The 26,347-nt window shown below is 72.4% G+C and carries 28 protein-coding genes and 1 pseudogene; 26 read left to right on the top strand and 3 right to left on the bottom strand.

The features are described 5' to 3' along the window. Positions 1-86 precede the first annotated feature (86 nt). From O7635_RS02715 to O7635_RS02600, 24 genes and pseudogenes are all read left to right on the top strand, one after another. Positions 87-1,484 carry an NAD(P)/FAD-dependent oxidoreductase gene (locus O7635_RS02715; protein WP_278078803.1) on the top strand — a complete coding sequence of 466 codons (1,398 nt, stop codon included), beginning with the start codon at positions 87-89 and terminating at the stop codon, positions 1,482-1,484. Beyond that, a complete protein-coding gene (locus O7635_RS02710) occupies positions 1,481-2,833 on the top strand; it encodes a cation:proton antiporter (protein ID WP_278078802.1) in 1,353 nt (450 codons plus the stop codon). The genes O7635_RS02715 and O7635_RS02710 overlap by 4 nt, the downstream gene beginning before the upstream one ends. Then, on the top strand, positions 2,830-4,314 hold the full coding sequence (locus O7635_RS02705) for a peptide MFS transporter (RefSeq protein ID WP_278078801.1): 1,485 nt from the start codon (positions 2,830-2,832) through the stop codon (positions 4,312-4,314). Before O7635_RS02710 ends, O7635_RS02705 begins: the two co-directional genes overlap by 4 nt. Positions 4,315-4,366: 52 nt before the next feature. Further along, positions 4,367-4,696: a TcmI family type II polyketide cyclase gene (locus O7635_RS02700; RefSeq protein ID WP_278078800.1), complete on the top strand. Its 330-nt coding sequence runs from the start codon at positions 4,367-4,369 to the stop codon at positions 4,694-4,696. Next, entirely contained in the window at positions 4,693-5,142 is a 450-nt protein-coding gene (locus O7635_RS02695) for a cupin domain-containing protein (RefSeq protein ID WP_278078799.1), read from the top strand. Before O7635_RS02700 ends, O7635_RS02695 begins: the two co-directional genes overlap by 4 nt. Further along, entirely contained in the window at positions 5,139-6,401 is a 1,263-nt protein-coding gene (locus O7635_RS02690; protein WP_278078798.1) for a beta-ketoacyl-[acyl-carrier-protein] synthase family protein, read from the top strand. Before O7635_RS02695 ends, O7635_RS02690 begins: the two co-directional genes overlap by 4 nt. A gap of 29 nt (positions 6,402-6,430) precedes the next feature. Continuing rightward, positions 6,431-6,688 (top strand): acyl carrier protein, encoded by a 258-nt coding sequence (locus tag O7635_RS02685; RefSeq protein ID WP_278078797.1) that lies wholly within the window; start codon positions 6,431-6,433, stop codon positions 6,686-6,688. A 2-nt stretch (positions 6,689-6,690) separates the two neighbouring features. Continuing rightward, positions 6,691-7,152 (top strand): annotated as a pseudogene (locus O7635_RS02680) (SRPBCC family protein); the annotation flags it as partial. Next, a complete protein-coding gene (locus O7635_RS02675) occupies positions 7,149-7,607 on the top strand; it encodes a DUF1772 domain-containing protein (RefSeq protein WP_278078795.1) in 459 nt (152 codons plus the stop codon). The pseudogene O7635_RS02680 and the gene O7635_RS02675, both read left to right, overlap by 4 nt. Before the next feature lie 19 nt (positions 7,608-7,626). Then, entirely contained in the window at positions 7,627-8,358 is a 732-nt protein-coding gene (locus O7635_RS02670; RefSeq protein ID WP_278078794.1) for a 3-oxoacyl-ACP reductase family protein, read from the top strand. Next, entirely contained in the window at positions 8,358-8,684 is a 327-nt protein-coding gene (locus tag O7635_RS02665; protein WP_278078793.1) for an antibiotic biosynthesis monooxygenase family protein, read from the top strand. The genes O7635_RS02670 and O7635_RS02665 overlap by 1 nt, the downstream gene beginning before the upstream one ends. Then, positions 8,681-9,010, top strand: a complete 330-nt coding sequence (locus O7635_RS02660) for an antibiotic biosynthesis monooxygenase (RefSeq protein WP_278078792.1) — start codon at positions 8,681-8,683, stop codon at positions 9,008-9,010. The genes O7635_RS02665 and O7635_RS02660 overlap by 4 nt, the downstream gene beginning before the upstream one ends. Before the next feature lie 232 nt (positions 9,011-9,242). Continuing rightward, positions 9,243-11,171: a BTAD domain-containing putative transcriptional regulator gene (locus O7635_RS02655; RefSeq protein WP_278078791.1), complete on the top strand. Its 1,929-nt coding sequence runs from the start codon at positions 9,243-9,245 to the stop codon at positions 11,169-11,171. Positions 11,172-11,245: 74 nt separating this feature from the next. After that, positions 11,246-12,592: a cytochrome ubiquinol oxidase subunit I gene (locus O7635_RS02650; protein WP_347405257.1), complete on the top strand. Its 1,347-nt coding sequence runs from the start codon at positions 11,246-11,248 to the stop codon at positions 12,590-12,592. Positions 12,593-12,594: 2 nt separating this feature from the next. Continuing rightward, the gene (gene cydB / locus O7635_RS02645; RefSeq protein ID WP_278078789.1) at positions 12,595-13,560 is read left to right on the top strand and encodes a cytochrome d ubiquinol oxidase subunit II; all 966 of its coding nucleotides are present in this window, start codon (positions 12,595-12,597) and stop codon (positions 13,558-13,560) included. 132 nt (positions 13,561-13,692) lie between these two features. Further along, positions 13,693-14,874, top strand: a complete 1,182-nt coding sequence (locus tag O7635_RS02640; RefSeq protein ID WP_278078788.1) for a bifunctional UDP-N-acetylglucosamine diphosphorylase/glucosamine-1-phosphate N-acetyltransferase GlmU — start codon at positions 13,693-13,695, stop codon at positions 14,872-14,874. Then, complete coding sequence (locus tag O7635_RS02635) at positions 14,871-15,557, top strand: PIG-L deacetylase family protein (protein ID WP_278078787.1); 687 nt, start codon at positions 14,871-14,873, stop codon at positions 15,555-15,557. Before O7635_RS02640 ends, O7635_RS02635 begins: the two co-directional genes overlap by 4 nt. 29 nt (positions 15,558-15,586) lie before the next feature. Next, a complete protein-coding gene (locus tag O7635_RS02630; RefSeq protein ID WP_278078786.1) occupies positions 15,587-16,531 on the top strand; it encodes a hypothetical protein in 945 nt (314 codons plus the stop codon). A 27-nt stretch (positions 16,532-16,558) separates the two neighbouring features. Continuing rightward, positions 16,559-17,773 carry a cytochrome P450 gene (locus O7635_RS02625; protein WP_278078785.1) on the top strand — a complete coding sequence of 405 codons (1,215 nt, stop codon included), beginning with the start codon at positions 16,559-16,561 and terminating at the stop codon, positions 17,771-17,773. 25 nt (positions 17,774-17,798) lie between these two features. Then, positions 17,799-18,974: a nucleotide disphospho-sugar-binding domain-containing protein gene (locus tag O7635_RS02620; RefSeq protein WP_278078784.1), complete on the top strand. Its 1,176-nt coding sequence runs from the start codon at positions 17,799-17,801 to the stop codon at positions 18,972-18,974. After that, positions 18,971-19,798, top strand: coding sequence for an SDR family NAD(P)-dependent oxidoreductase (locus O7635_RS02615; RefSeq protein WP_278078783.1), 828 nt, complete (start codon positions 18,971-18,973; stop codon positions 19,796-19,798). The genes O7635_RS02620 and O7635_RS02615 overlap by 4 nt, the downstream gene beginning before the upstream one ends. Then, on the top strand, positions 19,795-20,217 hold the full coding sequence (locus O7635_RS02610) for a nuclear transport factor 2 family protein (RefSeq protein ID WP_278078782.1): 423 nt from the start codon (positions 19,795-19,797) through the stop codon (positions 20,215-20,217). The genes O7635_RS02615 and O7635_RS02610 overlap by 4 nt, the downstream gene beginning before the upstream one ends. Beyond that, positions 20,214-21,434: a ketosynthase chain-length factor gene (locus O7635_RS02605; RefSeq protein ID WP_278078781.1), complete on the top strand. Its 1,221-nt coding sequence runs from the start codon at positions 20,214-20,216 to the stop codon at positions 21,432-21,434. Before O7635_RS02610 ends, O7635_RS02605 begins: the two co-directional genes overlap by 4 nt. Beyond that, positions 21,431-21,712: an acyl carrier protein gene (locus O7635_RS02600; protein WP_278078780.1), complete on the top strand. Its 282-nt coding sequence runs from the start codon at positions 21,431-21,433 to the stop codon at positions 21,710-21,712. Before O7635_RS02605 ends, O7635_RS02600 begins: the two co-directional genes overlap by 4 nt. Before the next feature lie 11 nt (positions 21,713-21,723). On the opposite strand, the gene O7635_RS02595 is transcribed toward O7635_RS02600, so the two are convergent. The 3 genes from O7635_RS02595 to O7635_RS02585 form a co-directional block, all read right to left on the bottom strand. Continuing rightward, positions 21,724-22,035 (bottom strand): MerR family transcriptional regulator, encoded by a 312-nt coding sequence (locus O7635_RS02595; RefSeq protein WP_278078779.1) that lies wholly within the window; start codon positions 22,033-22,035, stop codon positions 21,724-21,726. A gap of 410 nt (positions 22,036-22,445) precedes the next feature. Beyond that, positions 22,446-23,330, bottom strand: a complete 885-nt coding sequence (locus tag O7635_RS02590) for an RNA polymerase sigma-70 factor (protein WP_278078778.1) — start codon at positions 23,328-23,330, stop codon at positions 22,446-22,448. Continuing rightward, entirely contained in the window at positions 23,327-24,487 is a 1,161-nt protein-coding gene (locus O7635_RS02585; RefSeq protein WP_278078777.1) for an FAD-dependent oxidoreductase, read from the bottom strand. Before O7635_RS02585 ends, O7635_RS02590 begins: the two co-directional genes overlap by 4 nt. Before the next feature lie 165 nt (positions 24,488-24,652). Between O7635_RS02585 and O7635_RS02580 the strand changes: the two genes are divergently transcribed. Then, entirely contained in the window at positions 24,653-25,606 is a 954-nt protein-coding gene (locus tag O7635_RS02580) for an ATP-binding cassette domain-containing protein (RefSeq protein WP_278078776.1), read from the top strand. Further along, a complete protein-coding gene (locus tag O7635_RS02575; protein ID WP_278078775.1) occupies positions 25,606-26,346 on the top strand; it encodes an ABC transporter permease in 741 nt (246 codons plus the stop codon). Before O7635_RS02580 ends, O7635_RS02575 begins: the two co-directional genes overlap by 1 nt. The last annotated feature ends 1 nt before the right edge of the window (position 26,347 follow it).

The following is a 26,347-nucleotide window of genomic DNA, read 5'->3' as shown; positions in this document are numbered from 1 at the left end:
CTGGCCACTACCGGCGCGCCAGCCGTCCTCCAGCCGCCGTTGGCAGGGTCCATCACCGACCGCCGCCAACGGACGGAGACAACGCGATGCGTGAAGCCACTCAGATCCTGGTCATCGGCGGTGGTCCCGCCGGTTCGACCGCCGCCGGCCTGCTGGCCCGGCAGGGGTTCCAGGTGACCCTGCTCGAGCGGGACACGTTCCCGCGCTACCACATCGGCGAGTCGATCCTGCCGTCGTGCCGGCCGATCTTCGCCCAGCTCGGCGTGCTCGACAAGATCGAGGCGCACGGGTTCCAGCCGAAGGGCGGCGCGTACTTCTTCTGGGGTCCGGACCAGTGGGAGGTCGTCTTCAACCGCATGGGCGGCGCGCCCAACGCCTGGCAGGTGGTGCGCTCCGAGTTCGACAAGGTGCTCCTGGACCACGCCCGCGAGCTGGGCGTCGACGTGCACGAGGGCGTTGGCGTGCGCGGCGTCGAGTTCGCCGACGGGCGTGCGGTGGCGGCCCGCTGGCAGGACGAGGACGGCGTGACCGGCCGGATCACCTTCGACTGGGTGGTGGACTGCTCGGGCCGCGCCGGCGTGCTGACCAACCAGCAGTTCAAGACCCGCGAGCTGCACGAGGTGTTCAAGAACGTCGCCGCCTGGGGCTACTGGGAGGGCGTCAAGAAGCTCGAGGTGGGTCCGCCCGGCGCGATCGCGGTCTGCTCGATCCCGACCGGCTGGTTCTGGGTGATCCCGCTGCACGACGGCACCCACAGCGTCGGCCTGGTCACCAGCCGGGACCTGTTCAACGAGCGGCGCAAGGAGCTCGGCAGCGTCGAGGCGGTCTACGACGAGGCGATGGCCCAGTCGGCGGCGGTGCGGGACCTGCTCGCCGACGCCAAGCGGGTCACGGGGCTCAAGGTCGAGCAGGACTACTCGTACGCCACCGAGCAGACCTCCGGTCCGGGCTACCTCGTCTGCGGTGACGCCGCCCTGTTCCTGGACCCGCTGCTGTCCACCGGCGTGCACCTGGCCACCTACAGCGCGATGCTCGGCGCCGCCGCGCTCGGCAGCACCCTGCGCGGCGAGACGACCGAGCAGGAGGCGCTGAACTTCTTCGACACCGTCTACCGGCACGCGTACGAGCGGCTGCTGGTCCTGGTCTCGGTCTTCTACGACAGCTACAAGGGCAAGGACCACCACTTCTACAACGCCCAGAAGCTCAGCGCGCAGGCCCGCCAGGACCTCAACCTGCAGGCCGCCTTCGACCGGATCATCACCGGCATCGAGGACCTGGAGGACGCGCAGGAGGCGTACTCCCGGGTCAGCCGGCATCTCACCGGTGAGACCAGCGGCGACCCGAACCCGCTGGCCAACCTCAACCGGGAGCACGAGCTGCGCCAGTCGCCGACCAAGCCGGAGAACGCGGTGGGCGGCCTCTATCTCGTCACCGAACCCCGGCTCGGGCTGGCCCGGGCGCAGGAGCCGGTGCTCCGGCCGTGAGCGGCACGACGTTCCTGGCCGCCACGGCGCCGCCCCTGCGGGCGGACGACCTGCTGGTGCTCCTGATCCAGCTGGCGACGCTGCTGCTCGGCGCCGTGCTGCTCGGTCGGCTGGCCAGCCGGCTGGGGATGCCGCCGGTCGTCGGTGAGCTGCTCACCGGGGTGCTGCTGGGTGCGTCGGTGCTGGGTTGGCTGGCCCCGGACGTGGCCGCTTGGCTGCTGCCGGCCGACCCGGCCCAGTTTCACCTGCTCGACGCGGTCGCCCAGCTCGGCATCCTGCTGCTGGTCGGGCTGACGGGCATCGAGCTCGACCTGAGCATGGTGCGCCGCCGTGGCGGCGTGGCCGCCCGGGTCAGCGTGAGCGGCCTGGTCGTGCCGCTGGCGCTCGGGTTCGGGCTCGGCTGGGTGCTGCCGGCCGCGATGCTCGGCCCGAGCGCCGACCGGCCGGTCTTCGCGGTGCTGATGGCGGTGGCCATGGGGGTCAGCGCGATTCCGGTGATCGCCAAGACGCTGAGCGACCTGCGGCTGCTGCATCGCGACGTCGGCCAGCTCACGCTCACCGCCGCGACGATCGACGACGCGGTCGCCTGGCTGCTGCTCGCGGTCGGCGGCGGAATGGCCGCGTCGGGCGGGTCGCCGTGGGAGATCGGCCGGTCCGTCGGCGTGGCGCTCGTGGTCGTCCCGTTGGCCGCGCTGGTGGCGCGGCCGCTGGTCGGGTGGGTGCTTCGGACGGCCGGGCGGTCGGAGCCCGGCGTGTCCGCCGCGGTCTGCGTGGTGCTGCTGCTGCTCGGCTCGGCCGGCACCAACGCGCTCGGCCTCGAGCCGGTGCTCGGCGCGTTCGTGACCGGCATCGTCATCGGGTCGACCGGGGTGCTGACACCGCTGCGGCTGTCGCCGCTGCGTGGGTTCGTGCTGTCCGTGCTCGCGCCGTTGTTTCTCGCGACCGTGGGACTGCGGATGGACCTCGGCGCGCTCGTCCGGCCCGAGGTCGCCCTGGCCGCCGTCGTGGTGACGGCCGTGGCCGTCGTCGGCAAGTTCGGTGGCGCCTACCTCGGCGCCCGCACGGGCGGGATCGGCAACCGGGAGTCCTTCGCCCTCGGCGCGGCGCTCAACGCCCGTGGCGCCGTCGGGGCCGTCGTCGCGGCCGTCGGGCTCAGCCTCGGCGTCTTCAACTCGACCAGCTACACCGTCGTGATCGTCGTCGCGATCGTCACCTCGGTGATGTCACCACCGCTGCTGCGCTGGGCGATGGCCGGCGTGCCGCTGCGACCGGACGAGCGGGCCCGGATGGAACGCGCCGGCGAGCCGGTCCCTGAACCCCACACGACACCCGCCGGGGAGCGCACATGACAACGCCTTTCCAGCTGCGCGGTTGGTTCGCGACGCTGTTCCTGACCGACATGTGGGAGCGGTTCGGCTTCTACGGCATGCAGGCGATCCTCGTGCTGTTCGCGGTCGCGCCGGTCGACGACGGCGGCCTGGGCCTGCCGGCGGGTGACGCCTCGGCCCTGTTCGCCGCCCACCTCGGCCTCAGCTTCCTGGCGGCACTGCCGGGCGGCTGGCTCGGCGACCGGGTGCTCGGCCAGCAGCGGGCGATCGCGCTCGGCACGCTGGTCCTGGCGGCCGGCTACCTGGCGCTGTCGGTCGGGCCGGCCTGGTGCACGGCGCTCGGCCTGTTCCTCACCGTCTGCGGCGCCGGGCTCTTCAAGCCCAACCAGCAGGCCCTGGTCAACACGCTCTGCGGCGCCGACAGCGGCCGGCGCGAGGCGGCCATCTCGATGTTCTACGTCGGCATCCAGATCAGCGCGCTGGCCTCGCCGCTGATCTGCGGCTTCCTCGGTGAGCGGGTCGACTGGCGGCTCGGCTTCGCGGCGAGTGGCGTGGCGATGCTGATCGGTGCGGTGCAGTTCGCGGCCGGCCGCGGGCACTTCGGCGCCGTGGGCGCCGAACCGCACCGGCCGCTGACGGCCGACCAGCGCCGCCGGACCGCCCGCCGATCGGGCGCGGTCGCCGGGGTGGTGGCGCTGCTGGTCGCGGCGGGCGCGGTCGCCGGAGCGCTCAGCGCACAACGGTTGATCATCGTCGTCGGCCTGCTGACCCTCGTGCTGCCGGCCGGCTGCTACCTGCTGCTCGCCCGCAACCCGCAGCTGACGGCCGGGGAACGGCGCCGGCTGCGGCCGATGCTCTGGATCTTCCTCGGTTCCGGCCTGTTCTGGATGCTGGTCGCGCAGGCCAGCTCCGTGCTCAACATCTTCGCCAAAGACCACACGGACCGCGACGTCCTCGGTTTCACGCTGCCGGCGAGCTGGCTGCAGTCGGCCACGCCGCTGGGCATCCTTGTGCTCGCGCCCGTGCTCGCCTGGAGCCTGCCCCGGCTGGGCGCCCGGGCCGGCGCGCCGGTCAAGTTCGGCGTCGGGCTGCTGCTGGCCGGCGCCAGCTTCCTGGTGATGGCGGTCGCCGCGAGCCTGGCCGTCGGCGGCGAACGGGTGTCGGTGCTCTGGCTGCTGGTGGTCTACGCGCTGCACGCCTGCGGCGAGCTGGTGATCGCCGCGGTCGGCATCAGCACGACGGCGGACGTGGTCTCGCCGGCGTTCCTCGGCCAGACGTTGGGCGTCTACTGGCTCTTCGCCGCGCTCGGCGGCGGGCTGGGCAGCGGCCTGGTGCGGCTCGTCGACGTGCTGCCGGACCAGGTCTACTACCTGGCCCTCGGGTCGCTCGCCACGGCGGTCGGGGTGCTCTTCCTCGGTCGCCGCAAGCGGATCACCACCCTGCTGCGGGCGGCGCCCGCGCCCGCGGAGACCGTCTCCAGCGCCGCTCGACCCGGACGTTAGCCCCACCGCCCACAGTGGCCGCAGAGCCAGAACACCGACATTGGAGGTTGGAGTGCACCGGACGTTGATCGTCGCCCGGATGGAACCCCCGGAGGCCGACGCGGTCGCCTCGATCTTCGGCAAGTCCGACGCCAGCGAGCTGCCGCACCTGGTCGGTGTCTCGCGGCGGACCCTGTTCCGCTTCCACGACCTCTATTTCCACCTGGTCGAGGCGGACGAGGACATCACGCCGAACCTCTACAAGGCCCGCAGCCACCCGCTCTACGACGAGATCAACAAGGAGCTGGCCGCGCACATCCGGCCGTACGACCCGAACTGGAAGGAGCCGAAGGACGCGATGGCGACGCCGTTCTACGTCTGGGAGTCGGGTGAGCAGCGGTGACCGACACCACCACGCGGCCGGCCACGGAGGTGCGCAAGGTGCACCGCACCGAGGTGGCGGCCAACCGCCGCCGGGGCGGTGACCTGCGCGTCCTGCTCAGCCCCAAGACCGTCGGCTCGACCTCGGGCTTCTTCGGCACGCTGGTGCTGCAGCCGGGCGAGGCCGTGACCGAGCACTACCACCCGTACTCGGAAGAGTTCCTCTATGTCCTGAGTGGACAGCTGCGGCTGCGGCTCGACGGCACGGTCCTCCTCGAGCTCGGGCCCGGTGACGGCGTGCTGGTGCCGATCACGATGCGGCACCGCCTGGAGAACGTCGGCGACACCGCGGCGGAGGCGGTCTTCCACCTCAGCCCGCTGGCGCCCCGGCCGGAGCTGGGGCACGTCGACACCGAGGACGTGGCGGTTCCCGAGGCGCACAACCCGCAGGTCGGAGGCGCGCCGTGACGGATCGGCGGGTGGTGGTCACCGGGTTGGGTGTGGTCGCGCCGGGCGGCATCGGGACGAAGGCGTTCTGGGAGCTGCTCACCGCCGGCCGCACCGCCACCCGGCAGATCACCCTGTTCGACCCGAGCGGCTTCCGCTCCCGGGTCGGCGCCGAGGTCGACTTCGATCCGGCCCGCGAGGGCCTCTCGCCGCAGGAGGTGCGCCGGATGGACCGCGCGGCGCAGTTCGCCGTGGTGGCGGCGCGCGAGGCGGTCGCCGACAGCGGGCTCGACCTCGACGAGGTGGGTCCCGAGCAGGTGTCGGTCAGCATCGGCAACGCGGTCGGCTGCACGATGGGCCTGGAGCAGGAGTACGTCGTGCTCAGCGACGGCGGCCGCCAGTGGAACGTCGACTGGCGCTACGGCGTGCCACAGCTCTACGGCTACATGGTGCCGACCACGATGGCGGTCGAGGTGGCCCGCGACGCCGGCGCCGAGGGGCAGGTGTCGCTGATCTCCACCGGCTGCACCGCCGGGCTCGACGCGATCGGCCACGGCGTCCAGCTGCTCCGCGAGGGCACCGCCGAGGTGGTGATCGCCGGCGCGACCGACGCGCCCATCTCGCCGATCACGGCCGCCTGCTTCGACGCGATCAAGGCCACCACGCCCAACAACGAGGACCCGGCCGGCGCGTCCCGCCCGTTCGACCGCGACCGCGACGGTTTCGTGCTCGGCGAGGGCGCGGCGGTGCTGGTGCTGGAGGAGCGGGAGGCCGCCCGCCGGCGCGGCGCGCACGTCTACGCGGAGATCGCCGGGTTCGGCAGCCGCAGCAACGCGTTCCACATGACCGGGCTCAAGCCCGACGGGCGGGAGATGGCCGAGGCCATCCGGGTGGCGCTGGCCCAGGCCCGGCTGGATCCGAGCGCGGTCGACTACATCAACGCGCACGGCTCCGGCACCCGCCAGAACGACCGGCACGAGACGGCGGCCTTCAAGCGCAGCCTCGGCCGGCGGGCCTACGAGGTCCCGGTGAGCTCCATCAAGTCGATGATCGGCCACTCGCTCGGCGCGATCGGGTCGATCGAGGTGGCGGCCTGCGCGCTGGCGCTCGAACACCAGGTCGTGCCGCCGACGGCCAACCTGCGCACCCCCGACCCCGAATGCGACCTCGACTACGTGCCGCTGACCGCGCGCGAGCAAGCCCTGCGCGGGGTGCTGAGCGTCGGCAGCGGATTCGGCGGGTTCCAGTCGGCCATGGTCCTCACCCGCGACGGCGACTGACGCCGCCGCCAGCCAGGAGGGAAGATCACATGTTCACCATCGACGACGTACGCCGGATCATGCGCGAGGCGGCCGGCGAGGCCGAGTCGTCCTCGCTGGACGGCGACATCGGCGACGTCACGTTCACGGACCTGGGCTACGACTCGCTGGCGCTGCTCGAGCTCGCCGCCCGGGTGCAGCAGGAGTACGGCGTGCCGATGCCCGACGAGGCCCTGGAGCACATGCAGACCCCGGCGGAGACGGTGACCTACGTCAACGACCGCGCGGCGCTGCGAGGGGTGGAGTGATGGCCGGCCACACCGACAACGCCGTGGTCATCGACGCGCCCATGGACCTCGTCTGGGACATGACCAACGACGTGGAGTCCTGGCCGGAGCTGTTCAGCGAGTACGCCGCCGCCGAGATCCTGGAGCGCGAGGACGCGACCATCCGGTTCCGGCTGACCATGCACCCGGACGAAGAAGGTCGAGTGTGGACCTGGGTGTCGGAGCGCACCCCGGACCCCCTCACCCGCACGGTCCGCGCGCACCGGGTCGAGACGGGCCCGTTCGAATACATGAACATCTTCTGGGAGTACGCCCCGGAAGGCGCCGGTGTGCGCATGCGCTGGGTGCAGGACTTCCACATGAAGCCCGGCGCGCCCGCCGACGACGCGGGCATGACGGCGCACCTCAACCGCAACACCCTGGTGCAGATGGACCGGATCAAGCGGCTGGTCGAGGAGGCGGCGGCGCGGGTCGGTCCGCGATGACGGAGATCGCCGCACTGGTCGCGCTGGTCGGCAACGGCCTGACCTTCGGCGTCATGCTGGCCACCGCGATGGGCATCGTGCCGTTCACGCTCGTCCTGCCCTACCGGCAGTACGTGCAGACCATCCAGTTCCTCTGGCCGCGGTACGACCCGTTCATGCCGATCGCCCACACGGTGACCGTGCTGGCGGGCGGCTGGGCCGCGGTGGTCGCGGGCGGCGCGCTGCCCCGGGCGCTGTTCGGCACGGCCGCCGTGGTGCTCGTGCTGGTGATGGTGATCTCCGTGGTCAAGAACGTGCCCATCAACCGGTACGTGATGTCGCTCGATCCCGGCGCGGCGCCGGCCGACTGGTCGCGCGCGGACCCGCGCGCCCGCTGGCGGGCCTGGAACCTGCTGCGCACCTCGCTCGCCGGGCTGGCCCTGGTGCTCAACGCGGCCGCCGCCGCGAGCCTGTGAGTCTCACGAAGGAGTCCCCATGACATTGCAGCTGAACGGAAAGCGGGCCCTGGTCACCGGGGGCACCCGGGGCATCGGGCGGGCCGTCGTCACGGCCCTGGCCGGCGCCGGCGCCCGGGTGATCACCTGCTCGCGCTCGGGTGGCGAGGCCGCCGAGAGCCTGGCCCGCGAGTTGAAGGAGACCGGCGGCGACCACCACGTCATGAAGGCCGACGTGGCGCAGCCCGACGACATCGACCGCCTGGTCGGCGAGGCGGAGACCCGGTTCGGCGGCCTCGACGTGATCGTGCACAACGCGGGCGTGATCAGCCACGTGCCGTTCGGCGAGTTGCCCGAGGACGAGTGGCACCGGGTGATCGACACCAACCTCACCGCCGCGTACCTGATCGTCCGACGGGCCCTGCCGCTGCTCGACACTGGCGCCTCGGTGATCCACATCGGATCCAAGGTGGCGATGGTCGGCGTGCCGCTGCGCGCCCACTACACGGCCGCCAAGGCCGGCCTGATCGGGCTGACCCGGTCGATGTCCAAGGAGCTCGGGCCACGCGGGATCCGGGTCAACGTGCTCGCGCCGGGACCGGTCGAGACCGAGACGGCCGTGCCGGCCGAGGTGGTCGCCCGCTACCAGAAGATGATCCCGCTGGGCCGCCTGGGCCGGGCGCCGGAGATCGCGAACGCAGTGCTCTTCCTGGCCAGCGACCTGGCGAGCTTCGTCAACGGCGAGACGCTCAACGTGGACGGAGGGATCTGATGGCCGGCGACGGGCACTTCCGGGTGCTGCTGCGGATGAACATCCACCCCGGCATGGAGCGCGAGTTCGAGGAGACCTGGCACCGGGTCGGCGCCGTGATCACCGGTCATCCGGCCAACCTCGGCCAGTGGCTGTCGCGCAGCCAGGACGAGGAGGGCGTCTACTACGTGATGAGCGACTGGGTCGACGAGGCCCGGTTCCGCGAGTTCGAGCACAGCGACGAGCACCTCCAGCACCGGACCAGGCTGCACCCGTACCGGTCGAGCGGTTCGATGGTGACCATGCGGGTCCGGTACGCGATGGTGGGTGCCGGGGCGGACCGGTGATCGGCTCGCCGGTGCGAGTGCTGCTGTTCGCCACCGCACCGAGCGACGATCCGGACGCCGTCGAGCGGGCCTACCACCAGATCAGCCGGGACCTGGCCGGCACACCGGGGCTGCGCGGCAACGAGTTGCTGCGTTCGGTGGCCGATCCGAGCGATTTCGCCGTGCTGAGTGAATGGACCGATCTCGATGCTTTCCGGTCCTGGGAGGAGGGTGCGGCGCACAAGGGCACGACCGCGCCGTTGCGGCCGTACCAGCGGCCCCGGGCGCAGCCGTTCGGTGTGTTCCAGGTAACAGCCACATATTGGGATCTGCGTACCCACCAGTAGTAATAGCGTTTGTCGTGGGCTGTCCGTGTGTCCGGGCAGCCCACCGTCGTTGTGCCTGGCCAGGAGCCGACAAGTCGGAGTTGGCCAATATTTCGCATTGGCGGGTGTAGATAAACTTCCGGCAACACAAACACCACGAAAATCGATGCCGTCAAGCCTTGTACATCGATGGTAGTACGCGTAAGGATGAGGTGGATATTGCCGCTGGCCTAGAAAAACGGGGTGGTTGTGCGTGCGCTGCAAGATCTTGGGCTCCCTCCAGCTGACCGACGACAAGTCGGACCTGACCCCGACCGCGCCCAAGCCGCGCCAGGTGCTCGCCCTCCTCGTGGTGCGGCACAACGACGCGGTCCGGCTGCCGGAACTGGTCGCCGAGCTCTGGGGGGAAGACCCACCGCCGAGCGCGCTGCCGACCGTCCAGACCTACATCTACAAGCTGCGCAAGGTCCTCCGTGAGGACGCCGGCGGGGTGTCCCGCGGCATGCTGGTCACCCGCCCCTACGGCTACCTGCTCGCGATCGACGAGGAGAAGGTCGACTTCCGCCGCTTCGACCGGCTGGCCGAGGCCGGCCAGGCGGCGTTCGAGCGGCGTGACTACGACCTGGCGGCGCGGCAGCTCAACGAGGCGCTCCAGCTCTGGCGCGGCCCCGCGCTGGTCGACGTGCTCGCCGGTGACCTGCTGGCGCCCCACGTCACCCGGCTCGAGGAGGCCCGGCTGGCCGCGCTCGAGCTGCGGGTCCGCGCCGACCTCGAGCTCGGGCGCCACCAGGCGCTGGTCAGCGAGCTCAAGGCGCTGACCACCGCGCACCCGCTGCACGAGGCGTTCCACGGCCAGCTGATGCTCGCGCTGCACCGGTGCAGCCGGCGGTCCGAGGCGCTCGACAGCTACCAGCGGTTGCGCCGCACGCTGCTCGACGAGCTCGGGGTCGAGCCGTCGGCGGCCGTCCGTGAGCTGCACCGGGCGCTGCTCGACGGCTCGGTGGCGGCGGTCGGCGGCGACGTGGTGACCGGCGGTGCGCCGGTGGTGGCCGCCGACGCCGGCGGCCGGCGGTCGGCCGCCGGTGAGATCGCCGTTCCCGCGGCCCCCGCCCAGTTGCCGCCGGTGCCCAGCCACTTCAGCGGTCGGGCCCCGCTGGTCGCGAGCCTCACCGCCTCGCTGCTGGCGCCGTCCCGGCGCACCGCGGTGCGGCTGGTCTCGGTCACCGGGATGCCCGGCGTGGGCAAGACGGCGGTCGCCCTGCGCGCCGCCCACGAGGTCGCGCACCGCTTTCCCGACGGGCAGCTCTTCGTCGACCTGCGGGGCAGCACGACCGCGCCGCTGTCCGCCCACGACGCGACCGCCGAGCTGCTGCGCTCGTGCGGCGTCGGCGACGACGCGATGCCGGAGTCGACCGACGAGCGCGGCGCCCTGTTCCGCACGCTCAGCGCCCGCCGCCGGATGCTGCTGGTCCTCGACGACGCGGTGTCCGCGGCGCAGATCGACCCGCTGCTGCCCGGCTCCGGCTCCTGCGCCGTCGTGGTGACGACCCGGGCGCACCCGCGGCCGGGCGCCGAGCGGCTGACCACGCCGCCGTTCGCCGTGTCGGAGGGCATCGAGCTGCTGCGGTCGCTGCTCGGCCGCGACCGGGTCGCGCGCGAGGAGGCGGCGGCCCGGCGCATCGTGCTCAGCTGCGGCGGGCTGCCGTTGGCGGTGCGGGCGGCCGGCGACCGGTTGGCCGACCGGCCCGACGAGTCGCTGACCTTCCTCGCCGACCGGCTGACCGACGGCGGCACCCGCCTCGACGAGCTCCTGCTCGGCGAGGAGGATCTGCCGGCCCGCTACGACGGCACCTACGGCCAGCTGCGCGAGTGGGAGCGCAGCGCGTTCCGGCTGCTGAGCCTCATGCGGCACACCGCGTTCGGCGCGACCGAGGTGGCCGGGCTGCTCGGCTGCGACCCGGCCCGGGCCCGCCTGCTGCTCGACCAGTTGGTCGAGCACCACCTGCTCTGGGTGGAGTGGCAGGCCGGCGCGGGCGACCTGCGCTACGGCTTCCACCGGCTGTCGTGGGCCTACGCCCGGCAGCGGCTCGAGTCGACGCTGCGCTCCGGCAGCGAGCTGGCCGCGCCGCTGCGGGTGCCGCGCCGCCACCTGCCGAGGTTGGTCCTTTCCCGAGCGTCCTGAGGCTGGGCGTCCGCAATGGTCGGTGCGGTCGGTGTCGTACCCTGTTGTCCGGCATTTCCTGTGCCGGAATCTGTGTGCCCAACGACAGTTACGCCTGGGGAGGCAACCGTTCAGTGGACACGTCAGAAATCGCCCGGCTCCAATTCGCGTTAACGGCAGGTTTCCATTTCTTGTTCGTTGCGTTGACGCTGGGGCTGGGCCCGCTGGTGGCGATTCTGGAAACCCGGTACGCCATCTCGAAGAAACCGGTGTTCGAACGTCTCACGAAATTCTGGGGGCATATCTACGTCATCAACTACGCGGTAGGAATCTTCGTCGGCCTGGTGCTGGAGTTCCAGGTCGGCCTCAACTGGTCAGGGCTGTCCAAGGTGATGGGCGGCGTGTTCGGCGTGCCGCTGGCACTCGAGACGCTGATCGCCTTCTTCCTGGAGTCGACCTTCCTCGGCATGTGGATCTTCGGCTGGGGCCGGATGAACCGCTGGCTGCACGTCGCCCTGTTCTGGCTGGTCGTGCTGACCGCCTACGTCTCGGCATTCTGGATCCTCGCGGCCAACGGCTTCCTGCAGTCGCCGCGCGGGTTCGAGCTCACCGAGGCCGGCGCCCGGCTGACCAGCCTGTCGGCCATCGTGCTCAACAGCGCCACGATATTGACGTTCCTGCATGTGTTGGCCGCCGCGATGTTGACCGGCGGCCTGTTCATGGCCGGGGTCAGCGCGTGGCACCTGTTCCGGCGCACCACCGAGCTCGAGTTCTTCCGCCGGTCCATGCGCCTCGGCGTGCTGTTCGCGGTCGTCGGCTCGCTCGGTTCGGTGGGCTTCGGGTTCGGCCAGATGGCCTACCTGACGCCGAACCAGCCGCTCAAGATGGCCGTGGCCAACGGGCGGACCGAGGAGGCGCTGCGCTACAACGCCGAGATGGCGGCCGAGCACGGACCGGGCAACTACCTGCCACCCGACTGGATCGCCACGCCGTACGCCGTCATGCAGGCGCTCGGTTTCGTCTTCGTGTTCTTCGCGCTGATCTGTGCGGTCCTGCTGATCAAGAATCTGCTCGACCGCTGGCGATTCCTCCTGATTCCGCTGATGATCGCGTTCCCACTGCCGTTCGTGGTCAACATCTTCGGCTGGATCCTGCGTGAGGTGGGCCGACAACCGTGGGCCGTCTACGACGTCCTGCTGGTCAGGGACGCGGTCTCACCGATGGGCCGGGGCGCCATGCTGGCGTCGCTCAGCGCCTTCCTGGTGCTGTTCGTCGTGCTCGTCATCGTCGACTGGGCGCTGATCGCCCGGGTGGCGGTGCGCGGCCCGAACCGGTCGTCGTTCGGCAGGACGCTGGCCGAGGCGGAGGGCGAACCGCCCGAGTCGTGGCGACCCTTCGCCCTCGCGGGCGACGAGCGGGCCGCCGGCCCGGTGAGGAGCTGACCGTGGACGTGTTGTGGTTGCTGGTTCTCGGTCTGTTCCTGGTCGGCTGGTTCGTGCTCGACGGCTTCGACCTCGGTCTCGGCGCGACGCTGCCCCTGGTGGGCCGCGACGGCTACGAGCGCCGGGCGGTGATCAGCGCGATGGGGCCGTTCTTCCTGGCCAACGAGGTGTGGCTGGTGGTCACCGCCGGGTTGCTGGTGGGCGCCTTCCCGCGGTTCGAGAGCGACCTGCTGCGGGCGTTCTACCCGCTCGTCATCGCCCTGCTGGTGGCCTGGTTGGCGCGCGACGCGGCGATCTGGTTCCGCAGCAGGCTGACCCGGCCCGGCTGGCGGCGCACCTGGGACGCCGTGCTCACCGGCGCCAGCGTGCTGTTCGCGGTCGCCTGGGGCGTGCTGTTCGGCAACCTGCTCCAGGGTCTGCCCGCCGGCGGTCCGTGGCCGAGCTTGTTGTCCCTTGTGGACCCGTTCGCCCTGATCGCCGGCGTGACCGTCGCGCTGGTGCTCGCGGCGCACGGCGCCACGTTCACCGCCATGCGGCTGACCGGGCCGCCGGCCGAACGCGCGGTCGCGGTCGCCCGCCGGCTGGCGCTGCCGGCCGCTGCCGCGCTCGTGCTGGCCGCGGTGGCGGGCGCCATCCAGCCAGCGGTCCGGGCCGCGGTGACGGGTGCCGTCCCGGCGCTGCTCCTGGTGCTGGTGGGCGCCGGTGCGCTGGTCGCCGGCTGGTGGCTGGTGGGCCGTGGGCGGCATCGGCCGGCGTTCCTCGCCACCTGCCTGGCGGCCGCCGCGCCGCCGCTGGCCGTCGGGTTCGCGGTCGCGGACCGCATCCTCGTGGGCGTCGCCGACGCGGCGTCCCTCGAGCGGCTCAACGGCCTGGCCCTGCCGATCCTGCCGGTCCTGCTGCTCGCGCAGGTCTGGCTCTGGTGGCAGTTCCGCCGGCGGGTCACCGCGGAGTCGGTGGTGTTCTTCTAGCCCGCGCCTGATCGAGACCCGCCTGCCGCGGCCGCGGCAGGCGGGTCTCGTGCTTTCCAGCCGCCCTCCAGAGGGCTGCGAAACCGCCCGACCATGCTCACCGGCGTAAGAAACCGGCAGGGGAGGGTGGGTATGCGGGACGACGAGGGCGCGCGGGTGGTCCTGCCCGGCGGTGGGCCCAGCGAACTGCTCGGCCGGGCGCTGGCCGGAGTCCCGGCCGAGGCGCACGTTTGGGCCGTCGCGCAGCGCGTGACCCCAGGCCCCGGCCGGACGCTCCTGCTGGCCGGCGACGCCCCGCTGCTGACGGTGGACACTGTGGACACTCTGGTGCGCCGGCACCGCGAGCTCGGCACGCCGGCGACCGTGCTGGTGGGCGAGCCCGACGACGCGGGCGGCGACTGGCTCGCCGCGCACTGCGCGACCCGGTCCCGCGGCGTCGTCGTCGCGGCGGTCCTGGAAGGTCCCACCGTCGACCATCGGCTCGACCGCCTGGTGGAGAGGCTGGCGGCCGCCGGACACGTCGTGAGTCGGGTGACGGCGGCCGACTGGCGGGATACGGTCCGGATCACCGACGCGGCCAGTCACTCCTGGGCGGCGCAGCTCCTGCGGGACCGGATCGTCCGCCGCTGGATGCTCGACGGCGTCCTCGTGGTCGACCCGGCCAGCACGTGGATCGACGCGACCGTCACACTCGAGGCCGGCGCGGTGATCGAGCCCCGCACCCGGCTGGCCGGGCACACCACCGTGGCGGCCGGCGCGTGGCTCGGCCCCGACGTGTCGTTGCTCGACACCACGGTCGGCGCGGCGGCCCGCGTGCGCACCGCCGTCTGCGAGGGCACCGAGATCGGCCCGGACGCCGAGGTCGGCCCCTACACCTACCTGCGGGTCGGCACCCGGCTCGGCCCGCGCACCGGGGCCGGCTGCTTCGTCGAGATGAAGGGCACCGTGGTCGGCGCGGGCACGATGGTGCCGCACTTCGCCTGCCTGATCGACGGCGACGTGGGGGAGCGCTGCAACATCGCGGCCTTCACCGGCCTCGCGAACTTCGACGGCGTGCGCAAGCAGCGGGCCGTCATCGGTGACGACGTCCTGGTGGCCTCCGGCACCGCCGTCATGGCGCCCGCGCGGCTCGGCGACGGATCCGTCACCGCGGCCGGCACGGTCGTGACCAAGGACGTGCCGCCGGGTGCGCTGGCCATCGCCCGGGTCAGTCAGGTCAATGTGGACGGTTGGGTGGAGGCCCGCATGCCGGGGACCCGCTACGCGCAGGCGGCGCGCCGGGCCCAGGGGACCAACGGGAAGAGCGTGGAATGAGCGCACCGGGCAAGCAACGGATCCTGGCCGTCTTCGCGCATCCGGACGACGCCGAGCTGTCGTGCTTCGGCACGCTTGCGGCCCTCTGCGACGCCGGCCACGACGTGCACGTCGTCACGCTCACCAACGGCGCCAACAGCGTCTCGCCGCACTCGGCCGACCGCACCCGCGAGGCGATCGCGTCCGCGGCGCTGGTCGGCGTCGAGCTCACCGTCGGCGCGCACCTCGACGGCGCGATCGCCCTGACCGGCTCGACGTACGCCTTCGTCCGGGCCCACCTGACGCGGATCCGCCCGGACGTGGTGGTCACGCACTACACCAACCCCACGTTCCTCGACGACCACCAGGACCACCAGGTCACCGGCCGGATCGCGCTGACGCTGGCGAAGCGCGACGCCGCCGTGCGGCTGATCCTCCAGGCCGAGCCGCCGGTGGTGATCTCCGCGTTCCAGCCGGACGTCTACATCGACATCACGGAGTCGATGCCCAAGAAGCTGGCGGCCCTGGCGCAGTACCAGTCGGAGTCGATGAAGCCCTACATGGAAGAGGACTTCGTGCAGGCCCGGGCCCGTTTCTGGGGGCTGCAGGCGAAGCTCTTCGACACCGACCCCGACAGCTATTACGAGGCATTCCAGCTGGTCCGGGCCCGCTACAGCGACCCGACCCGGCTGTTCCCGCTCTGACGCGAAGCCCCCTGCGGAAGGACCCTTCGATGCTGCCCGTCCGGAAGATCTCCTCGGCCGCCGCCACGCTCGCCCTGCTCACTACGCCGCTCGTCGCGACGGCGCCGGCCACGGCGGCCCCCGCGCCGCCGGCCGCCCAGGCCGCCGCCGGCCTGCCCGAGTGGCTGCGCCCGCCGGTGCTGCCGATCGAGATCGGCGCCGACGGCTTCGCCATCCCGGGCCCGGATCCGCGCCGCACCGGCGTGGTGAGCTTCCGGATCGGCACCCCCGACCCGGCCGGCTACTACTGGGGCATCGGGCGGGCGCGCGACGGCATCACCTACGAGCGGGTGCAGGAGCTCGAGCGGTTGAGCAGCAGCCCCGACCCGGCCGTCTCGGTGCCCGCGCTGCGCGCGCTCTACGCCGCGGTCGAGTACTGCGGCGGAGCCGGCACGTTCGGCGGTCAGGCCCCGATCACCGCCACCATGCTCCTCGAGCCCGGTGACTACCAGGCCACCGCGCGCACCGCGGCCATCTCGCCGGACCCGAACGCGCAGGTCTTCCTCGACAGCCTGCGCGTCGCGCGCCGGCCCGACATCGCGCTGCCGCCCCGCGTCGACGCGGTCATCCGCATGGTCGAGGACAGCGCGGGCCGGACGACGTACGCCCTGCCCGAGCGGCTGCCGGCGCACGGCACCTACCTCTTCGTCAACGAGACCTCGCAGCCGCACGAAGCCGTCTTCGGCGGCGTGGGCCCCACGACCACCGACGAGGACGTGGCCGCCTACTTCGCCGCGGTCCGGGCCGGGCAGCGGCCGCCGCCGGTCTTCCTGAGCCGGGTCGGCGGCCTGATGGCGATCTCGCCGGGGCGGTGGCTCGCGCTGACCGTCGACTTCACGCCCGGGCGCTACAGCGTGCAGTCGTTCTACCGCAACCCCGACACCGGCGTGGGCCGCGCCTACGAAGGCATGCACCGCGTCGTCGACCTGTACTGACGTCCGCCGCGACCGAGGAGACCCACGGTGACCGAGGTGCTCGACGAGGCCGTCTCGATACTCGGGTTCGACCCCTTCGATCCGGCGTTCCGCGCCGACCCGTACCCGACCTACGACCGGCTGCGCGCCGCCGGCCCGCTCTGGCGTACGCCCGGGCAGTTGCTCCTGGCCACCTCTCACCGCGTCTGCTCGCAGATCTTCAAGGACTCCCGCTTCGGCCACCACACCGACGCGCCGAGCCCGGTGCCGTTCCGGCGAGGGCCGCAGACCGGCGGCGCGCGCTGGTTCGTCGTGCTCGACCCGCCCGACCACACGCGGCTGCGGCGGCTCGTCACCAAGGCGTTCACCCCGCGGCTCATCGCCGGGCTGCGGCCCCGGATCGCCGAGCTGGCCGAGACGCTACTCGACGAGGCGGTGGCCGCGCGCGAGGTGGACCTGATCGGTGTCTGGGCCTACCCGCTCTCGTTGACGGTGATCACCGAGATGCTCGGGGTGCCGGTCGCCGACCGTGAGCTGATGAAGCGGTGGTCCGCGACGATCGCCCGGGCCATCGATCCGGACTTCGTGCAGACCGGTGCCGAGAAGGCGGAGCAGGGCCGCACGTTCGTGGCCATCAAGGACTACTTCGCGGCGCTCGTCGCCGAGCGGCGGACCCGGCCGACCGACGACCTGCTCGGCCAGCTCGTGAAGATCGAGGAGCAGGGTGACCGGCTGACCCTCGACGAGCTGGTCGCCACCTGCATCCTGCTGCTGTTCGCGGGGCACGAGACGGTGGTCGACCTGCTCGGCAACGCGACCGTCGCGCTGTCGAGCCGGCCGGAGCAGGCACGCTGGCTGGCCGCCCACCCGGAGGCGGCGCCGACCGCGGTCGACGAGCTGCTCCGCTTCGACCCGCCGGTGCAGGCGCTGATGCGTACCGCCCTGGTCGACTGCGAGCTCGAGGGCGTGCCGGTCCGGCGGGGCGACATGGTGATGCTGCTGATGGCGGCGGCCAACCGCGACCCGGCCGCGTTTCCGGAGCCCGATCGGCTCGACCTGCGCCGCGACGGCGAGCGGCACCTGTCGTTCGGCGCCGGCATCCACTACTGCGTCGGTGCCGCGCTGGGCCGGCTCGAAGGCTCCGTGGCCCTGACCACGCTGCTGCGCCGGGCGCCCGACCTGGCGCTCACCGGCGAGCCGCTGCGCCACCGGGACAACCTGATGGCGCGCGGCCTGACCCGCCTGCCCGTCCGACTGCGCTGACCGACAACCGCCTGGAGGTGACCTGATGCGCGTCCTGATCTGCAGCTGGGCGGCGTCCTCGCACTACTTCTCGATGGTGATGCTCGGCTGGGCGCTGCGCGGCGCCGGCCACGAGGTGCGGGTGGCCAGCCCGCCCGGCGCCGAGCAGGCCGTGCTCCGCTCCGGCCTGCCGCTGGTGGTCACCGGCCCCAAGCCGGACCTCAGCACGGCCTGGAAGGGCTTCACGCCGATCCCCGACGGCAGCGGCGACCGGGCGGCGCACGAGCAGGCCCGGGGCGAGCGGGCCGCCCAGATGTTCGTGATCGGCGCCGAGACGATGGCCGCCGAACTGCTCCACTTCGGACGGTCGTGGCGGCCGGATCTGATCGTCTTCGAGCCACGGGTGTACGCCGCCCTGCTGCTCGCCCAGGAGCTCGACGTCCCGACGGTCCGGGTGCTGCCGGGGCCGGACTACACCTTCCTGCGGCTGGAGCCCGAGTGGCCGGTGCTCGGTCCACTGTGGGAGCGCTGGGGCCTCGGCGAGACCAGCCCGCACGGCGACCTCACCGTCGACCCCTGCCCGCCCACGCTCCAGGTGCCGACGGACACCGACCGCTACGGCACCCGCTTCGTGCCCTACGCCGGTCCGGCCGTCCTGCCGCGCACGCCCGCGCCACCGGCCGACCGACCGCGGGTGTTCCTCACCGTGGGCAGCCTGATCGGCAAGGTCGCCGGGCACATGGCCCACGCCCAGCGGGCCATCGACGAGCTCACCGCGCTCGACATCGAGCTCGTGCTCGGCATCTTCAGCGACCAGCGCGAGCTGCTCGGCGATCTGCCGCCGTCGGTGCGGCTGGCCGAGGACACCCCGCTGCACCTGCTGCTGCCGGAGATCGACCTGATCGTCCACCAGGGCGGCGCGGGCACCGCGCTCACCACCGTCGCATGTGGAGTGCCGCAGCTGACGCTGCCGTCGGTGGGTGACTGCTTCCTCAACGGGCAGCGGGTGGCCGACGCCGGCGCCGGGCGGACCGTGCCCTGGCTCGACATGCGGCCGGGCGACCTGCGCGCGCTCGTCGCGGAGATGCTCGCCGAGCCGAGCTACCGCGCCGCCGCCGCACGGCTGAGGGCCGAGAACGAGAGCCAGCCGCCGCCGAGCACCGTCGTGCCCGTGCTGGAGAAGCTGGCCGCGGCGCGCCGGACCGCGGCGGTGGCGGCATGACGGCGGGGTACGCGTACCGGCGGGCGCTGGTCACCGGCGCCTCCGACGGCCTGGGCGAGCACTTCGCCCGCGAGCTGGCCCGGCGCGGCGCCGACCTGGTGCTGGTCTCCCGCCGCGCCGACGAGCTGGAGCGGGTCGCGGCCGCGGTCCGGGCCGACCACGGCGTCCGGGTCGACACCCTCGCCGCCGACCTGACCGAGCCCGCCGGGCTGGCGCTGGTGGAGGAGCGGCTGGCCGCCGACGGCGAGCCGATCGAGCTGCTCGTCAACAACGCCGGCGTGTTCGGCGGCATCACGCCCCTGGGCGGGCGCGACCTCGCGGAGCTCGACCACGGCGTGCGCCTCAACGTGCTCGCCGTGGTCCGGCTGACCCGGGCGGCCCTGCCCGGCATGGTCCGCCGCCGCCACGGCGGGGTGCTCAACCTGTCGTCGGTCGCCGGGTTCATGACGCCGCCCGGTGGCGCCGCCTACAGCGCGGCCAAGGCGTTCGTCATCTCGTTCACCCGCACGGCGGCGCTCGAGGTCAGCGGTCTCGGCGTGCACCTGACCGCGCTGTGCCCCGGCTCGGTGCGGGCGGGCGCGATGAAGGACGCGCGGACCCGCCTCGGCCCGGTGCTCGAGCCGGAGCGGGTCGTGCGGGAAGGGCTCGACGCGGTCGGCGCGGGCCGGGTCCTCCACGTGCCGGGTCTCGAGTACCGGTTGCGGGTGTTCCTGGCCCGCCGGGCGCCCGAGCCGGTCGTCAAGTGGCTGTTCCATCGGGGCTGGGGCGGGCGCAACGCCGTCGCCCTGGCGCAGCGGGTCGAAACGAGCGGGGTGAACCGATGAGTGTGGAACGGGTCCGGTCGGCGGTGGAGCGCCGCGACCTGGCGGCGCTGGTCGAGGCGATGGCGCCCGACGTGGTGTTCCACCGCCCGGCCACGATGCGCCCGGTGGTGGGCCGCGAAGCGGTCGCCGAGCTGCTGGCGGCGCTGATGGTGGTGTTCGAGGACTTCCGTTACGTGGCCGTCCTCGGCGGCGTGGACGACGCCCCCGAGTCGCTGGCGCCGGTCAGCGGGCCCCTGCACGGCCTGGTCTTCCGCGCCACGGTGAGCGGCGAGCCGGTGGAGGGCATCGACCTGCTGACGTTCGACGACACCGGGCAGGTGACCAACTTCGTGGTGATGATGCGCCCGCTGGCCGGCCTCCTCGCCATCGCCGACGCGGTCGGCGCTCAGATGATCGCGACCTCGGGGTCGGTCCAGTGAGCGGCGTGGCCGTCACCGGCATCGGCGTCGTCGCCCCCAACGGACTGGGCGCATCGGCTTTCTGGTCCGCGACCCTGGCCGGGCAGAGCGCGATCGGCCCGATCAGCCGGTTCGACGCCAGCGACTATCCGGTGCGGCTCGCCGCCGAGGTGCGCGACTTCGTGGCCGGGGAGCATGTGCCGAGCCGGCTCATCCCGCAGACCGACCACTGGACGCACATGGGCCTGACCGCCGCAGCGATGGCGCTCGACGACGGCGGCGTTTCGCCCGCGGAACTGCCCGAGTACGAGATGGCGGTGGTCACGGCCAGCTCGTCCGGCGGCACCGAGTTCGGCCAGCGGGAGATCGAACGGTTGTGGAGCAAGGGACCGGGCTGGGTCGGCGCGTACCAGTCGATCGCCTGGTTCTATGCCGCGACCACCGGGCAGATCTCGATCCGGCACGGCATGCGTGGGCCCTGCGGGGTGATCGCCGCGGAGCAGGCCGGCTCGCTGGACGCGCTGGCCCAGGCCCGCCGCCTCGTCGAACGCGGCTCGCGGATCGTGGTCAGCGGTGGTGCGGACGCGTCGCTGTGCCCCTACGGCCTGACCGCGCAGCTGTCGACGGACCGGCTCAGCCGCGTCACCGAGCCGTCGCGGGCCTACCTGCCGTTCGACGCGGCGGCGGCCGGCTACGTGCCCGGCGAGGGCGGGGCGATGTTCGTGGTCGAGGACGACGCCGCGGCGCGCGCACGGGGCGTGCACCGTTACGGCGTGCTGGCCGGCCACGCGGCGACCTTCGACCCGGCGCCGGAGCGGGGCCGGCCGCCGACGCTGGCCCGGGCGATCCGGCGGGCCGTCGCGGAGGCCGGGTTGACGCCCGGCCAGGTGGACGCGGTCTTCGCCGACGCGGCGGGCGTGCCGGACCTGGACGCCGCCGAGGCCGCGGCCCTCGTCGAGGTGTTCGGGCCGCACGGTGTCCCGGTCACCGCGCCGAAGACGATGACCGGCCGGGCGTACGCCGGTGCGGCCATCGACGTCGCGGCCGCCCTGTTCGCCCTGCGCGACCAGGTGCTGCCGCCGACCGTCGGAGTCCGGGACGTGGCGTACCAGCTGGATCTCGTGACGGGCGCGGCGCGACCCCTTCCCTTGCGGGCGGTGCTGGTGCTGGCCCGCGGCTACGGCGGCTTCAACTCGGCGCTGGTGCTGACCGCCCCCGACTTCCTGGAGGAAGCATGACGACGAGCCCCGACCGCACCAAGGACCTGGAGCTGGTGCAGGAGACGCTGAGCCGGGCCATCGCCGGTGTGCTGCAATTACGCGGGCCGGACGAGGTCGACATCGACGCCTCCTTCGCCGACCTGGGCCTCGACTCGGTCGGCGGCATCGCGGTGGCGACGCAGGCCGCGGAACGACTCGGCATGCGCGTCCCACCGGTGCTGATGTTCGACTTCCCGACCGTCCGCCAACTCGCCCACCACCTGGTCCTGGTCCGCGTGCACGGCGGCGCGGACTAGGCGGAGACCCGTCAGTCGTGGTGGTGGGCCTGGTGGGCCCGGTTCTCGCGCAGCGCTTCCTCGAGCTGGTCCTCGAGGATGATGATGCGGCAGGCGGCTGCTATGTCCGTGCCCTGGTCGCACAGCTCCCGGGCCCGCGCGGCCAGCCGTATCTGATAGCGGGAGTAGCGGCGGTGCCCACCGCCGGAACGAAAGGGGTCGATCAGTTTCGCCTCGCCGAGCCGGCGCAGGAAGTCCGGCGTGCAGCCGATGATCTCCGCGGCCCGGCCCATCGTGTAGGCGGGGTAGTTCTCGTCGTCAAGCCTGTCGTCGGGTTGGCCCATGCACCTCTCCATGACGAGGGCCCCGGCGCTGGAACGCGCCGGGGCCCAGGGTTTGCGGGACTGAACACCATCTACCGACACGAATGCCGGCTTGTCGTATCCGCACCGGGCCTGTGAAAGGCTTTCGGGTGCGAGGATCGCATAAGCGTGACCGGTGACCACCTCTCGTTCGATGGAAACAGCGGTGTCCGCGCGCCGGAGCCTTCGATGCGCTCGGCGGCGGGCGATCCAACGGTGTAAGGCCCTCCCTTTCCTCTGATTTCCTTGCGTCTCCTTGCTTCTTCGCCTCTGGCGGGCGGTGCGTCAGCGTCTTTGTTGTTCCACTCTCGACGAGAGAAAGGTTAGCCGACGCCGCGGAGCAAGTCTAGGTTTTCGAGCCTAGGTTTCGGCGTGTCGGGCGCCCCCCCCGTTCAGCGCAGGGTCAGCGGGGTCGGTGACCCGATGCGGGACAGCTTCTCCGGGTTGCGGACGTAGTAGATGCCGGTCACGCGGGCGTCCTCGATCCGCAGCGCGGCGACGCCGTCGAGTTCGCCGTCGAGGCGGAACAGCAGCGCCGGGTTGCCGTTGATGACGGTCGGCTCGGTGGTGAGCGTGCCGCCCAGCTTGCGCATGCTGCCGACGAACATGCGGATCGCCTTCTCCGCGCCGACGACCGGGCGCAGCGCGGCCACCTTGACGCCGCCGCCGTCGCTGACGACGACCACGTCCGGCGCCAGCACCTCCAGCAGGCCGCTCAGGTCGTTGGTCTCGACCGTGCGCTGGAACGCGTCCAGTGCCGCCTGCCGTTCGCGCGGGTGCACCTGCTTGCGCGGCCGGCGGGCGTCGACGTGCCGCCGGGCCCGGTTGGCGATCTGGCGTACGGCCGCCGGGCTCTTGCCCACCGCGTCGGCGATCTCGTCGTAGCCGAGGTCGAACGCCTCGCGCAGCACGAAGACCGCGCGCTCGTTCGGCGAGAGCGTCTCCAGGACCAGCATCATCGCCATCGAGACACTTTCGGCCAGCTCGACGTCGTCGGCCGCGTCCGCCGTGGTGTGCAGCGGTTCCGGCAGCCACGGGCCGACGTACGCCTCCTTGCGGCGCTGCACCGTGCGGATGCGGTTGAGCGCCTGGCGGGTGGTGATCCGGATCAGGTACGCGCGCTGGTCGCGTACCTGATCCAGATCGACCTTGACCCACCGCAGCCAGGTCTCCTGCAGCACGTCCTCCGCGTCCGCCGCCGAACCGAGGATCTCGTAGGCGACGGTGAACAGCAGGTTCCGGTGCGCGAGGAAGGCCTCGGTCGCGGAGTCGCTCATGCGTCCAGCTTGTGCCGCTGAGGGTCCTTGAACCACAGGTTCAGCGAACCCGGTTTGCGTGCTTCGTGCGAGAGCTGCCAGACCGTGCTCCGGCACACCCCTTCCTTGAGCATCGCCATGCTCCGGTTGCCCAGATGGAACAGCCGGGTGGCGGAGTCGTCCCGCCGGGCGTACTGGACGACCCCGGCGCCGCGGCCCAGGCTGATGCACTGGCCGAAGAGCCCGACGTCGAGGTCGGCGGGCTGCTCGCCGGCGATCCGGCTCAGCACCGTCTCGGCGGCCTGCGGGCCGATCTGCATCGCCGACTGGCAGCTCATCCGCAGCGGTCGGTCCGACGGCGCCGCGGAGTCGCCGGCCGCGATCACGCGGCGGTCGTCGACGCTGGTGAGCGTCTCGTCGGTGCGGAGGCGACCGACCGCATCCGTGCTCAACCCGCTGCGGGCCGCCAGGTCCGGCACGCCGAACCCCGCCGTCCAGATGGTCACCGCGCTCGGCAGGTCGCGGCCGTCGGCGAGCTGGACCGCATCGCGGGTCACTCCGGTCACGGTGGCACCGTCGCCCTCGAGCAGGGTCACGCCGAGCCTGACCAGCCGCCGGGCCACCGCCCTCCGGGTACGCGGGTGCAGGTACGCCCCGAGCACCCGGCCGCACACGAGGGTCACCCTGCGACCCGGCTCCGCCAGCTCGGCCGCGGTCTCGATGCCGGTCGACCCGGCGCCGACCACCGTGACCGGCGCCGATGCCGCGGTGGCCGCGACGACCGGGCGCAGGCGCTGCGCGTCCTCGAGGGTCGAGATCGGGTGGGCGTGCTCGGCCGCACCGGGCACCCTCGGGTCGGCGCTGCCGCTGCCCACCGCGTAGACCACGTAGTCGTAGTCGAGAACCCCGCCGCTCGCCAGGCACACCCGGCGCTCGGCCGTGTCGATCCGGGTCGCGGTGTCCACCACCAGCTCGACTTCGCGGGCCAGGATCTTCCGGTAGTCGACCACCGCGTCGTCGGACCCGGCGACGAGCTGGTGCAGCCGGATGCGCTCGACAAAGGCGGGACGCGGGTTGACCAGGGTCACGCGTACGCCGGCGCGCCGCGTGAGCCGGTTCGCCGCCATCACGCCGGCGTACCCGCCGCCGACCACGATGACATCGGTGTTCTCGGCCATGATCTCTCCTTCGTCTCCTAGGTGTTGGCATCGAGACACCGCCCGTGCGGCGGCTTGTGACATCGCGTGGGCCGGGTCACCCCCTGCCACGGGTCGCGGCGGGGAGCGCCGGCCGTGTCAGGAGCGTGTCAGGGCGGTGGCGGGGCGTCCGCCGAAGGTAAGCGCATGACAAGTTCAGCGATCGCGGCCTCGGGGCTGCGCAAGGCGTACGGGGACAAGGTCGTGCTCGACGGCATCGATCTCGATGTCGCGACCGGGACGATCTTCTCCCTGCTGGGTCCCAACGGGGCCGGCAAGACCACGACGGTCAACGTGTTGACCACCTTGTTGAAGGCCGACGCCGGCACGGTCCGGGTCGCCGGGCACGACGTGACGACCGACACCAAAGCGGTCCGCGCGGCCATCGGCGTCACCGGTCAGTTCGCGGCGGTGGACGACCTGCTCACCGGCCGGGAGAACCTGCAGCTGATGGCGGCGCTCAAGCGGCTGGACAAGGCCGAGGGCAAGCGGGTCGTCGAGGACCTGCTGGAGCGGTTCGACCTGACCGAGTCGGCGGCCAAGCTGGCGGTGACGTACTCCGGCGGCATGCGGCGCAAGCTGGACCTGGCGATGACTCTCGTCGGCCGGCCCAGCATCATCTTTCTCGACGAGCCGACGACCGGCCTGGACCCGCGCAGCCGCCGCACGATGTGGGAGATCATCCGGCAGCTGGTGGCCGAGGGCGTGACGATCTTCCTCACCACGCAGTATCTCGAGGAGGCCGATCGCCTCGCCGACCGGATCGCGGTGCTCGACGGGGGCCGGATCGTCGCGCAGGGCACCGCCGCGGAGCTCAAGCGCCAGATCCCCGGCAGCCACGTCCGGCTGCGGTTCGCCGGCGACGCCGAAGTCGCGGCCGCCACCACCGTCCTGACCGACGCCACCCGCGACGACGAGGACGACCTGGTCCTCCGCGTGCCCGGCGACGGCGGCGCCAAGGCCGTCCGCGCCCTGCTGGCCCAGCTCGACGCCCACGAGATCGAGGTCGAGGAGTTCTCGGTGCACACGCCGGACCTCGACGACGTCTTCCTCGCCCTGACCGGCCGCACCGGCCGCCCTAGCCCGAAGGTGAACGCATAATGAGCAGCGCCACGACCATGCTCGGTCGCAACTTCAAGCACACCCTGCGGAACCCGGTCGCCGTCTTCAACGCGGTGCTGTTCCCGATCATCCTCATGCTGATGTTCGTCTACGTGATCGGCGGCGCGTTCGACATCCAAGGCGACTACGTCGACTACGCCACGCCGGGCCTCGTCATCCTGACCATCTGCTACGGGCTCAGCGCGACCGCGCTGTCCGTCAACTCCGACATGACCAAGGGGATCATCAACCGGTTCAAGGTGATGGACATATCCCGCAGTGCCGTGCTGAGCGCGCACGTCGCCGCGAGCCTGCTCCGCACGCTGATCGCGATCGCGGCGCTGATCGGGGTGGCGTTCCTGATGGGCTTCCGGTCACCGGCGAGCTTCACCGAGTGGCTCGGCGCGATCGGGCTCATCGTGCTGGTCTCGTTCGCGACCAGCTGGTTCACCGTCGCGTTGGGACTCGCGGCCAAGTCGCCGGAGTCGGCCGGTCTGATCGCCGTGCCGCTGGTCATCCTGCCGTTCCTGAGCAGCGCGATCGTGCCGGCCGAGACGATGGCGGCGGGCGTGCGGCAGTTCGCCCAGTACCAGCCCTTCACGCCCATCATCGAGACCCTGCGCGGTCTGCTGACCGGTGAGCCGTCCGGCAGCAAGGCGATCGTGGCGATCGCCTGGTGCGTCGGGATCGCGCTGGTCGGCTACGTCTGGTCGCTGTCCACCTTCAAGAAGCGGGCCTGAC

It is taken from the genome of Asanoa sp. WMMD1127, assembly GCF_029626225.1.
GTDB lineage: Bacteria > Actinomycetota > Actinomycetes > Mycobacteriales > Micromonosporaceae > Asanoa.
Note: the sequence above shows the minus strand (reverse complement) of the source record. Positions and strands in the feature narration are given on the sequence as shown.